Raw genomic sequence first — 11,092 nt, forward strand, 5'->3', positions numbered from 1 at the left:
CTCTAGAATAGCTTCTGTTTGCCCTGCAGAATGCCAGGCAGGCTAATTTTCACATTGGTTTCGCCTTCTAGCACATCCGGGTCGTGGCTGGCAGTCCATTTGCCATTGGCCAAAGGAATCTGTGCCCGTTTTTCTTCCAGCTCTGCTTCCTCAATCCACTGCAAGGTGTTTGTCGGGCAAACCGAAGCACACATCGGCGGGATTCCCTCTTTCGTACGGTCGTAGCATAGATCGCACTTGTACATGAGATTCTGCTCTTCATCAAATTTGGGAATCCCATAGGGGCAAGCAATGGTACAATTTTGACAACCGATGCATTTCTCTACCAAGGCTGACAATACGGCCCCATTATCTGCGATTTGAATCGCCTGAGCAGGACAGCTGCGGGCACAAGCAGGATTGACACAATGGAAGCACATGAGAGGAATCGTTTGTCTATTGATAAACGGGTCCACATCCAGTACGTAGTTTCGGTTTCGGTTGTCGTGACCTCCACACTGTGTACACGCCGCCAAGCAGCTTCGACAACCGATGCAATTGTCCATTTCGATGTATAAGACTTGTTTACCCATGGCGAACTCCTCCATGTTTGTGCTTGATGATTTTCGCGGAACACGCTTTAAACTCAGGCATTTTGCTGTAAGGGTCCAATGCCGGGTTGGTCAGCAGATTGATAGACGCCGCTTTTCCCCAGTGGTACGGAACGAACACCGTATCCTCTCGAATTGCCTCAATAACTTTCACGCGGTACTGCGCCTCGCCTCTTCTCGTTTTCAGAGTGACCAGCTCATCGTGTTCAATACCATAACGTGTCGCTGTTTTTGGATGAACCTCTAGCAGAGGATCAGGATACATGTCCTTCAAAAACGGGATTCGTCTTGTCTGGTTCCCGGACAAATAGTGGAACACAACTCGTCCCGTCGTTAACCGCAAAGGATATTCTTCATCCGGCTCCTCCGCTGGCGGGCGGTAAGGCAGCGCACATATTTTGGCTTTGCCATCCGGGTGATAAAATTTTTTATCCAGGAATAAATGAGGCTGTCCCTCGTCACCCTCCTCGCGGCATGGCCAGAAAACACCATTGTTTTGATCAATTTTCTCGTAGGTGACCCCGTAGTAGTCAGCTATCCCGCCTTTGGAGACCTGACGGATTTCATTGAAAATATCCTGGGGAGACTTCAAGTGAGTAAAGAATTGTCCGCGCCCCATTCTTTTGGCGATTTCTATTTGAATCCACCAGTCAGGCTTTGATTCGGCAAACCATTCCTGTGCCTGACGGTGACGAATGATGCGACCTTCGAGATTGGTTGTCGTTCCATCGTCCTCTGCCCAAGTCGTAACGGGAAGAACGACATCGGCGTATTCAGCTGATTCGGACAAGTAAAAGTCGCAGCAAACCATAAAATCCAGACTTTTCAGGGACTCTCGAACATGGTTTAGATTTGGCGCACTTACAACCGGATTGGAGCAGAGTAGGTATAAGCTGCGAATCGTTTTATCCTTCATCAGCTGGAACATCTCATAGGCAGAGACACCTTTCTGTGGCATCTCTTCCGCGGGAATGCCCCAGGCACATGCTATTTCACGCACATGTTCAGGATTGTCGAGCTTGCGGTAGCCAGGCAATTGATCGGCTTTTTGCCCGTGTTCCCGCCCCCCCTGCCCGTTTCCTTGACCAGTAAGGGTTGCAACACCTGATTTTGGACGACCAATCTTGCCTGTGACGAGCGACATATTGGTATAGGCCGATACGTTGTCTGTCCCTTTCGCCTGCTGTTCCACACCACGGCAAAACATCACAATCGCTTCGGGTGCCCTCCCGAAAATGTCAGCAGCCCGCACAATCTTCTCCACCGAAACCCCTGTTATTTCACTGACATACTCCGGTGTGAAGGTAGCAACCACTTCTTTTGTTTCTTCAAAACCATTCGTATGATTTCGAATAAAGTCTTCATCAATATGCCCATTCTTGATCAGGAGATGAACGATTCCATTTGCCAGTGCCAAATCTGTACCGGGCCGCAGATCCAGGTGGATATCAGCTCGACGTGCCAAAGGCGTTTCCCGTGGATCGGCTACAATCAGATAACCGCCTCGATTTTGCACTTCCCAAATACGAAACATACTGGTTGGATGACATTCAGCCGCATTTGAACCGGCCAAAAACAAGCAGTCTGTTTGATGAATATCCGTCCAGGGAATGGTAGAACCGCGATCAATCCCCAAGCTTCGATTCAATCCTGCCGCAGCAGAGGACATGCAGAAGCGGCCATTGTAGTCGATATAGCGGGTTTGCAAGGCGACTCGTGCAAACTTACCTGTGAGGTAGCATTTTTCGTTCGTCATGGAAACGCCAGAGTAAACAGACAAGGTATCTTTGCCGTAGTTGTGTTGCAATTCCTTGAACCTGGAAACGATCAAGTCAAGTGCTTCCTCCCATGACGCTTCCCGAAATCCTTCCGCCGTGCCTTTTAATGATGCATCTGTTCGAATCAACGGCCGCTGTATCCGATCTGGATGATTCACCTGCTGGTAAGCCGTCACCCCTTTTGGGCACATCTTACCCAGATTGACAGGGAAATCGTACCGTGGCTCCACTCCGATGATCTTGTTCGTCGTTGTATCTACACGCAGGTTCATCCCGCATTGCATACCGCAGTAGCAGCAGTGTGTGCTGACCAATTTTTCATTAGGATGTATCTTGTTTTCAATGACTTTAAAAAATTTATCCTTTGGCATGTTGATTTGCCTCCCTGGCATTGATCTCGTGCGTAGGAACTCCTGTGAAGCGGAACATCCGGTATTTTCTGCGGCACGGCAAGCAAAGTTCAGCCAAGTGGAATCCTTCTTCCATTTGAAAAGCCATTTCGTTTTTACCCAGCACGTTGATTACATCTGCCGACTGTTCCGCAGAAACAAACTCATTGCTGCACACTTTGCACTTTTTCATTTCCTGCTCGCCATAGTGCTCGCGATAATTACGTGCAAACACACTCATGGGACGGAACGGTATGTGAGCCAGTTTTCCAAATGGCAGATAAATCAATGTCACAATCACTGCAAATTGATGAGTGACTGATATAACTGGGTGCCCAAAGCCCCCTAAGAACATGTTGCTTGCGGTTAACATCAAGCCTGTTATGCTGATAAACAATAGCAGGTATAAAGGCAAAAAGTCGTAGACAAAGGATTGTTCAGCCCGTGCCTGCATGTTCTTGTGTCTGCGATACAAAGCCATGACTGCTCCGCTGATGACCATAAAAGCAGTAATGTTCAACGCGTTGTAAAAGAGAAAGGCAACCCAGCCATCCGCTTGTACGGTCAGAACATCCACACCCATGAACACGACCTGATAGTAGCCGTTGTCCGTCATCGTGAAATACATCCAGCCAAAAACGAGCGGGAACGTGACAAATGCGGCCAAGATACATCCCCATCCCAGCAAAATGTGCTGTGTCCAGCGGTACCATCCCCGATTCCAAATAAAGCGATAGATGGCCAGATGATCTACCGTTGTATTCGCCGTGCTTTTACGAAAGAGAAGTCGTAGCCCCTTTTTCAAAATGACATTCGTTGGCGGGCGATCTGCCCACGCAGAAAATCGGTATAGGAAACCTCCAATAAAGACAAGAGTCCCCACCATATAGCCGTAAAGCGCCAAATCAATATGCGTGAAAAAACGTGTTCCCACGTAACTTAGGACGAACAAGCAAGCAATGATGATAAAAGCACGCTTCGCCACCTTGGAAGCAAATAGATAGTTCATACAACACCCTCCCTGCTGCTGCTCATTTTTTCCTTTCGCTCGAGATCATTGTAGCAATGGCTCGTAACCCAGGTTGTGATTTACCTCACACCATTGCCACAATCAGGACGATTTTCTCTTCCCAAACCATTGATTTCAAATGATATAATGAGTTACCTATGTATCCTTGTTGTAAGGGGGAACCACATGACCGGAAATGGCACAACGTTTGTACAGCAGATTTCTTCCGATTTTGTGAATAGCCTTGAAACGTTTTCTGTTAGGAAAAAATTCGTTCCCGGAGCCGTTCTGTTTTTGGATGGTGAGAGAGCCGATCAGCTATTCTTAATTTCGTCGGGCCAAATTAAGCTCACTAAAAACACGAACGATGGAAAAGAACTGACACTGCAAGTATTTGGTGCAGGAGAGCTAGTCGGCGTCTCCGGGCTCTTCGAACAGGAATTGACGTACACCTCCACAGGCACCATGTTGATGGAGGGTGAGATATGGATCATCCCGCGACAAGAGTTGGAAAAAATGCTCATCAAAAACGGTCAATTTTGCGTAGACTTCCTGCGTTGGATGGGATTGATGAACAGGCGGATGCAGTCTAAATTTCGCGATTTGCTACTCAATGGCAAAATCGGTGCCTTGTATTCAACGCTAATCCGCATGAGTAACACGTATGGCAAGCCACACCCCGACGGAATCCTCATCGACCTTTCCCTTACCAATCGTGATTTGGCACAATTCATTGGTCTGACACGAGAAAGTGTCAACCGGATGCTTTCCGATCTAAAAAAACAGGACACCATCGATCTGCTTCCCCACGGACATATCTTGATTAAGGACCTTGCCTATTTAAAAGAAGCGATTTATTGTGATGACTGCCCTCCTGATATTTGCCAAATGTGAGCAAACTCTACATCCTTTCCTGCACAAAAAAAGTCCTGGACTTGTCCGTCCAAGACTTTTTTTCATAAGGGATTCAAGCTTCTTTATCCATGTCTTTGCTCCGCGAGCTCGCTGAACATGCCCGCATAGTACTCGACGTCTCCTGCATCGTCCAGAATCGCGCTGATCGTTAACCATTGGAGATACTGATCCCCATTCTTCCGTCGATTCCAGATCTCTCCTTGCCAGTAGCCATTCTTCTTGATCGAATCCCACATCTTTTGATAGAAGTCGGCACCCTGTCTGCCTGATTTTAAAATATTGGGAGACTTGCCAATCACCTCATTCATCTCATAACCGGTCACTTTCGTAAAAGCATAGTTCGCACTTTTAATGACTCCTCGTGTATCGGTAATCAGTATCGCCTCTCCGGTCTTTTCCATAATGGTGGCGGCGAGCTGCAGCTTCTCTTGATAAAACATCCACATCACCAAGACCAAGCTTGCCAGTGCAAACTGAGATAACGCCATGAAACCGATCGCGTAATGCCCGGTCAGATTAAACAACATCGTTAATATCAACGGCGGGAAAAATCCTCCTAATCCCCCCATGGCAGATACGATCCCATTTACAATCCCCGCTTGTCGCGAGAAATACATCGGCACTAATTTGAACACGGCACCGTTACCAATTCCGGCACATGCCGCTACCAACAAGCATCCTACCGTATACATCAAAATCGATGGCGAAAACGATAAGACAATACCAGACAAGGCGAGCCCGGCAAACACAATCATCAATGCCTTGAAGGGATTCCACTTATCTCCTAGCCAGCCCCCCAATGGTCTTGCCAGTGTCGCCAAAAGAATGAACCCTGCTGTTCTCATCCCTGCATCTACTTTATCTAGTTGGAAATGGCTCACTAAAAAATTCGGGAGATACACGGTGAAAGCGACGAAGCAACCAAACGTAATAAAGTAGAACAAACTGATTAACCATAGCTTTTCGTTTTTGTAGACACTCTTGATCTGCTGACCAAGAGGAGTCACTACCTTGGGTTCATTTTTATCCCCCATCAAGAAGGTAAGTACAGCGAAACCCGCAAGCAATAGCATAAACATCTGTACGGTATTGGCCCATCCCAACGATTTAGCCAGAACTGGCGCTGCAAAAGTGGTTACCGCTGTACCAATATTCCCCATACCGTAGATTCCGTTTATAGAACCATGCTTCTCTTTCGGATAGTATTTAGGTAGAGACGTGACACCAACGGAAAACACCGCTCCGCCTATCCCCAAAAATAGCCCGCCAATTAACAAATCTGTATAAGTGGTCGCCTGGCTAATATAAAAAACTGGAGCCAACAGCAAGAGAAAGCTTATGCTAAATAATATTCTCGCGCCAAATCGGTTACTCCAATATCCAACGGGGATCCTCAGCAACGATCCAAGCAAGACTGGAATCGCTGTCACCCACGCCACTTCGCTTGCACTCATGGGTACGGTTTCTTTGATAAAAGGCATGAGCGATGACAGAATGACCCATACCATGAAACCGACCGTTAGACTTAACGTCTGTAGCGGCAACTGCCATTTTCGTACCATAACAACACCCCTCACTTGGGAAATCTTCTTCCACCACCATGATAAGAGGCAAAGTTCTTTTTCGTTGTGATTTTAATCACAGCTCCTTCCAAGCAATCCACTTATAATCAAAGCGAAATCTTGAATCGAAGGAGTGAATTATACATGTTTTGTTATCAATGTGAACAGACTCCATCAGGTGGATGTAAGGTCATCGGCGTTTGCGGAAAGAATGAAGATCTTGCGAGTATTCAGGATACAATTATCTTTGCTTTAAAAGGAATTGCAGCTTATGCCACACATGCTCGTCAACTGGGATATATCGATCCTGAAGTGGATGGGATTACACAGGAAGCTCTCTATTTTACATTGACGAATGTGAATTTTAACTTGGAAGAACATTTGCAAATGGCCATGAAAGTAGGGAGTGCCGCAATAAAAGTCATGGAGCTTTTGGATCGGGCTCATACGGATCATTTCGGAGTCCCGCAGCCAATCACAGTCTCGCAAAATAAAATAGAAGGAAAATGCATCGTTGTTACGGGGCATAATCTGTTTGCTCTCGAAGAGCTGTTAAAACAGACAGAAGGCAAAGGAATCAATGTGTATACGCATTCCGAGATGCTGCCTGCACATGGCTATCCCGCACTGAAAAAATATCCTCATTTGAAAGGTAACATCGGGAAAGCATGGTACGATCAACGCCAATTGTTTGAGAAATTTCCTGGCGCCATACTGGCTACAACAAACTGTGTGATGCCCATTCGGGGCAGCTACGCCGATCGTTTCTTTTCGTATGATATAACCGGTTTGGAGAACGTGACGAAGATTGTAGATAACGATTTTGCGCCGCTCATCGAAAAAGCATTGTCGCTTCCTGAGGCTTCCATCGAATCGGAGTTGACATTGACAACCGGGTTTCATCACAAAACGGTCCTCGGCATCGCCCCTGAAATTATTCAGGCAGTCAAGGAAGGAAAGATCAAACGCTTCTTCGTCATCGCTGGTTGTGACGCTCCTGGCAAGGGAGGCGAGTATTACCGTGAATTGGCTACGTCCTTACCGCCAGAAGCAGTCATTCTTACTACCTCCTGCGGAAAATTCCGTTTTAACGATGTAGATTTCGGCACCGTGCCAGGTACCGACATCCCAAGATATATCGATTTGGGACAGTGCAATAACTCGGTTTCTACCATTACGATCGCGGCTGCATTAGCCGATGCCTTCGAATGTGAAGTGAACGAGTTGCCGGTAAGTATCGTTCTTTCCTGGTTTGAACAAAAAGCGGTTGCCATCCTGCTCGGACTGTTTAGCCTGGGCATACAAGATATACGGATTGGTCCAAAATTGCCTGAGTTCATTCAGCCCGGTGTTCTGCAAGTATTGCAAGACTTGTTCCATATTCAGTTGATTGGTGATGCTCAGGAAGATATGAAGCAAATGCTCGGAATCACTCAATAGGCTGTCGTCTGTGACCGCAAATCAAAATGAGGCACCTTCTTCTAACAAGAAGGTGCCTCATTCTCGTAATAGAAGCACCATTTTTCCTATTCCCGGGTCCTTCAAATCTCCACATACAAAACAAAAAAAGAGACGGTTCTCCCGCCTCTTCTCTATTACTACCATTCCGTTTCCGTTTTGTGTTCAATTACGTGTATGACTTTTGGTTCAACTTCTTTCATCAACTGTTTCAGTAAATCATCGCTGATCGTTACTTTATTTTTTCCATCTTGAAGTTGTCCTTCAGCCTGTGTTTTTGCGATCACATCGATTACTTGTTGTTTCGAGATATTTTTCGATGCTGCAATCTCTACAACAGATTTCCCTTTTGCTAGTTCTTCTTTTAACTCCGTTGGGCTCATTTTTAGTAAAGCAAACAGTTTTTCATCGTTTAAAAAATTATCAGCGGAATAATCAGGCTTACCGTCTCTAGAGAAATAACCTTCTACTTCATTGTTTGAAGGTGCAGGAGCTACCGGAGAAAGACTAATTGTATTCCCCTGAACAAATACTTGGTAACCCTCTCCTCCTGATCCCTTCTTGGTGTAATTCAAGATAAATGTTTTTTGATTTGGATTATCCATTTGCTCCATGGCAACCTCGTAATCTTTGATGTTGCCATGCAAATTATCAATGAGTTGATCTACCTTCCCCTTGATTTCCTGATCGGGTAAAGTAATGAGTGGCTTCTCCTTAGGCTCCCAATTCTCTTGCGTCAGGTCTTGAATCTCATCCGTAATACCGTTTGTATGGAGGGTAATCTTTTTGCCAGTTCCCCCTTTTTCCTGCAAGACGATGCTTAGTTGGACCTTTTTGGTTGTGTCATTGGGGTCTCCAAGGTAGCTTGCATCTGTAATCTCAAACGATTTTGTTTCAGGAATGGCACGATACAGCTTCTCAAGTGTTGCTTTCCCAGCCTCATCCAGCTTGACTTGTTCAGAAGTCATTGGTGCTCGAGTAAGCATGTCAATCACAACAGGGGCCGCAAATGCTGCGGTTGGAATCAAAATCGCAGCAGCAACAATTCCACCAATTAATCGTTTATTCATGGTTATTTCGCTCCTTTTTCGTTTCAAATAGTGAGAATAAGATTGTTCGATTCGTTTGGAAATGGCCGGCGGGCACTCTATCGTTTCTGCCTCTTCGTGCAGATGTTCACGGATTTTGTGTTCAATATTCATTGATCTTTTCCATCCTTTCCAGGGGGAGATTCCCTAAGTTTTTTCGAAGCGCCTGGAGGCCAGCATGATATCTGGACTTGACTGTACCCAGCGGAATATCGAGCAATGTCGCAATTTCCTCAAGAGTATAGTCGTGATAAAAGCGAAAGATAATCACTGTCCGCTGTTTGTCGGTCAGTTTTCGTATGGACTGGGATATCAATTGGTTTGTACCATCCATCAACGCAGTATGTTCATCCCAATAAGACTCTTCATGGGAGAAGACACGGATGCGTTCAAAAATGCGGAATCTCCTCCAGCTCTTGACCCGAAATCTCTGCACTTGACGGATTACCAGACCATGCAGCCAGAACTGGAAAGGACGGTTCGTATCGTAATTAGCAAGTGAGGTCCACATTTGCATATAGATTTCATTCATGACATCTTCCCGATCCTGCTTATGATCCACCAGAAATGAAACTGTCCGGTAGACGTCCTGAAAGGTGGCATCATACATCGTATGAAACGCCTGTTGATCACCCTCTTTCATTTTTATAAGTAATTCGTACATCTCTTCATTCTTCATTCAGAGGGCCCTCCTGAGTAAGCGGCTTACACCCTATATTGTCTCTCGACCGGAAAAAGGTTCGGTTCTCTTCTTATTTTTTTTTACAAGGGTGAGTGCCTCAGCGTCTCTTGTGCGTGTTCGTGCTACTACATCTCACTCTGCCCAACCATCGAGAAGACATTATATAAAATAGAAAAAGTATACTATTCCTGATATCGTAATGGAACGTATACAAAAACAAAAAAGAAGCGGTTCTTCCGCCGCTTCTTCATCATTTCCTCATCAAATATACTAATCATTTAATCCCTTTCCATCGAGAATTTGCTGCATACATTTTTCAATCCTTGACTCTCGCGTCTTGGCTTGTTTGGGTGCTGAAAAATGAAGAAGGTAGGCTCTTTGCCGTCCCGGAGTCAATGCTTCAAAAGCAGTTTTCAAGGCAGGGACTTCATTTAATTTATTTTGAAATTCTTCAGGAATGATGTACTCTTCATGCTTTTTAAAGTCCACTTCCAAGCCGGCTTTTTCAACTTCAATGGCTTCTTGAATATAGGCCTTCAAAATAGATTCCATTTCCATGATTTCTTCCACATTGGTGAACCGGATCTGGCGCGCAGCCTGTACATTCTCCGTTTGTTGAATGAGAATCCCGTGTGGATCTTTTAACAAGGCACCTTTTTGAAACAGCAGCGCACAATATTCTTTAAATCCATGTATTAAAACGATGTTTTTTTTCTCAAACGTGTAACAAGGATGCATCCACTTAAAATCTTCGGTCAGCTCACAGTCAAGAACAATACTTCTCAGCTTCTCGTATTCTGCCTTCCACTTTTTCGCCTTGCTTAAAAATTCATCAACCTTAGGATTCGTTTTACTTGTTGTCATCAAGGAACACCCCTCATCTAGTTGGTGTCATGTCAATTTTTAGTTTTGACATTATGGTATTTGTATTATTCTATCATCATGTATAGAGGTTCCTTCTTTTAAAGAATACGCTCTATCAGATTGTGAGGTGATTGATTTGGATATCGATTTCTATAGGAAATGGGCTTGCCAGAAAATGACCGAATCGTCACAAAGCAATATGTGGGAAGGTCATTGGGCGTGTGCGGTAATAGCTTTAACTGAACTCTTGGAAGAAAAACTTGTACCTGCCGAGTTGGAAGATTTGATTCGTAAAAATCTTGTTAAAACTGTGGAAGAACATGCAAACGAACAGCAGTATCGGGTAATCAAAGAATACGAGGACTTTTCAGCTTAAATGATAAGACTGCTTGTCCAAAAGAAACATACATGCCATGGGGAAAATTAATAGTGGTTTCGTAGCATCAGGTCCCGGTTTTGTTACTGTGAATGGAGAGAATATCGTCATTGATCCTGGCGACATACCAAATACAGGTGTAAGATTACAGCTGACTCCGGAGACTGTGCTTGACTTGCTCCATGACTTTCAGAGACCGCTGCAAATGGAGAAAGACGATATGCAGTTGGGGCATATCCTTACGCATGGTCATGCTATTGTAGAAATGAAACAAGCTTATCGCCATTATGTACACAACAACCTCGATCCTGCCTTTTTACACAAGAATCAACCTCTTGGCTTATGCAAATACAATCGAGGAAAATCGGGTTGTTGAATCGG

General features: G+C 45.1%; 11 protein-coding genes. 4 read left to right on the forward strand and 7 right to left on the reverse strand.

Annotation, left to right across the window (positions count from 1 at the left end):
* Window positions 1-2: 2 nt before the first annotated feature.
* From ACKKE8_RS25275 to ACKKE8_RS25285, 3 genes are read right to left on the reverse strand one after another with little or no spacing between them, the layout of a single operon-like run.
* A complete protein-coding gene (locus tag ACKKE8_RS25275; protein WP_017251305.1) occupies window positions 3-572 on the reverse strand; it encodes a 4Fe-4S dicluster domain-containing protein in 570 nt (189 codons plus the stop codon).
* Window positions 565-2,739 (reverse strand): molybdopterin oxidoreductase family protein, encoded by a 2,175-nt coding sequence (locus ACKKE8_RS25280; RefSeq protein WP_409175441.1) that lies wholly within the window; start codon window positions 2,737-2,739, stop codon window positions 565-567. Before ACKKE8_RS25280 ends, ACKKE8_RS25275 begins: the two co-directional genes overlap by 8 nt.
* Window positions 2,726-3,766 (reverse strand): hypothetical protein, encoded by a 1,041-nt coding sequence (locus ACKKE8_RS25285; RefSeq protein WP_409175442.1) that lies wholly within the window; start codon window positions 3,764-3,766, stop codon window positions 2,726-2,728. The genes ACKKE8_RS25280 and ACKKE8_RS25285 overlap by 14 nt, the downstream gene beginning before the upstream one ends.
* A 186-nt stretch (window positions 3,767-3,952) precedes the next feature.
* Here ACKKE8_RS25285 and ACKKE8_RS25290 point away from each other — a divergent pair, with 186 nt between their 5' ends.
* On the forward strand, window positions 3,953-4,660 hold the full coding sequence (locus ACKKE8_RS25290) for a Crp/Fnr family transcriptional regulator (protein ID WP_409175443.1): 708 nt from the start codon (window positions 3,953-3,955) through the stop codon (window positions 4,658-4,660).
* Window positions 4,661-4,743: 83 nt separating this feature from the next.
* Here ACKKE8_RS25290 and ACKKE8_RS25295 read toward each other — a convergent pair whose 3' ends face one another.
* Window positions 4,744-6,243, reverse strand: a complete 1,500-nt coding sequence (locus ACKKE8_RS25295; protein ID WP_409175444.1) for an MFS transporter — start codon at window positions 6,241-6,243, stop codon at window positions 4,744-4,746.
* Between the two features lie 144 nt (window positions 6,244-6,387).
* On the opposite strand from ACKKE8_RS25295, the gene hcp reads away from it, so the two are divergent.
* Window positions 6,388-7,683, forward strand: a complete 1,296-nt coding sequence (gene hcp, locus ACKKE8_RS25300; RefSeq protein ID WP_409175445.1) for a hydroxylamine reductase — start codon at window positions 6,388-6,390, stop codon at window positions 7,681-7,683.
* A gap of 158 nt (window positions 7,684-7,841) precedes the next feature.
* Here hcp and ACKKE8_RS25305 read toward each other — a convergent pair whose 3' ends face one another.
* From ACKKE8_RS25305 to ACKKE8_RS25315, 3 genes are all read right to left on the reverse strand, one after another.
* A complete protein-coding gene (locus tag ACKKE8_RS25305; RefSeq protein WP_409175446.1) occupies window positions 7,842-8,903 on the reverse strand; it encodes a hypothetical protein in 1,062 nt (353 codons plus the stop codon).
* On the reverse strand, window positions 8,893-9,468 hold the full coding sequence (locus ACKKE8_RS25310; RefSeq protein ID WP_409175447.1) for a sigma-70 family RNA polymerase sigma factor: 576 nt from the start codon (window positions 9,466-9,468) through the stop codon (window positions 8,893-8,895). The genes ACKKE8_RS25305 and ACKKE8_RS25310 overlap by 11 nt, the downstream gene beginning before the upstream one ends.
* A 273-nt stretch (window positions 9,469-9,741) precedes the next feature.
* On the reverse strand, window positions 9,742-10,335 hold the full coding sequence (locus ACKKE8_RS25315; protein ID WP_409175448.1) for a YdeI/OmpD-associated family protein: 594 nt from the start codon (window positions 10,333-10,335) through the stop codon (window positions 9,742-9,744).
* A 136-nt stretch (window positions 10,336-10,471) separates the two neighbouring features.
* On the opposite strand from ACKKE8_RS25315, the gene ACKKE8_RS25320 reads away from it, so the two are divergent.
* Window positions 10,472-10,711 carry a hypothetical protein gene (locus tag ACKKE8_RS25320; protein WP_409175449.1) on the forward strand — a complete coding sequence of 80 codons (240 nt, stop codon included), beginning with the start codon at window positions 10,472-10,474 and terminating at the stop codon, window positions 10,709-10,711.
* 37 nt (window positions 10,712-10,748) lie between these two features.
* Window positions 10,749-11,087, forward strand: a complete 339-nt coding sequence (locus tag ACKKE8_RS25325; protein ID WP_409175450.1) for a hypothetical protein — start codon at window positions 10,749-10,751, stop codon at window positions 11,085-11,087.
* Window positions 11,088-11,092: the final 5 nt, after the last annotated feature.

The sequence above is a fragment of the Brevibacillus fortis genome (assembly GCF_046196545.1).
GTDB lineage: Bacteria > Bacillota > Bacilli > Brevibacillales > Brevibacillaceae > Brevibacillus > Brevibacillus fortis_A.

Excerpts from the sequence above, each read along its gene's own strand:
- ACKKE8_RS25275 (WP_017251305.1), bottom strand. The coding sequence starts at position 572 with ATGGGTAAACAAGTCTTATACATCGAAATGGACAATTGCATCGGTTGT.
- ACKKE8_RS25280 (WP_409175441.1), bottom strand. The coding sequence starts at position 2,739 with ATGCCAAAGGATAAATTTTTTAAAGTCATTGAAAACAAGATACATCCT.
- ACKKE8_RS25285 (WP_409175442.1), bottom strand. The coding sequence starts at position 3,766 with ATGAACTATCTATTTGCTTCCAAGGTGGCGAAGCGTGCTTTTATCATC.
- ACKKE8_RS25290 (WP_409175443.1), top strand. The coding sequence starts at position 3,953 with ATGACCGGAAATGGCACAACGTTTGTACAGCAGATTTCTTCCGATTTT.
- ACKKE8_RS25295 (WP_409175444.1), bottom strand. The coding sequence starts at position 6,243 with ATGGTACGAAAATGGCAGTTGCCGCTACAGACGTTAAGTCTAACGGTC.
- hcp (WP_409175445.1), top strand. The coding sequence starts at position 6,388 with ATGTTTTGTTATCAATGTGAACAGACTCCATCAGGTGGATGTAAGGTC.
- ACKKE8_RS25305 (WP_409175446.1), bottom strand. The coding sequence starts at position 8,903 with ATGAATATTGAACACAAAATCCGTGAACATCTGCACGAAGAGGCAGAA.
- ACKKE8_RS25310 (WP_409175447.1), bottom strand. The coding sequence starts at position 9,468 with ATGAAGAATGAAGAGATGTACGAATTACTTATAAAAATGAAAGAGGGT.
- ACKKE8_RS25315 (WP_409175448.1), bottom strand. The coding sequence starts at position 10,335 with ATGACAACAAGTAAAACGAATCCTAAGGTTGATGAATTTTTAAGCAAG.
- ACKKE8_RS25325 (WP_409175450.1), top strand. The coding sequence starts at position 10,749 with ATGGGGAAAATTAATAGTGGTTTCGTAGCATCAGGTCCCGGTTTTGTT.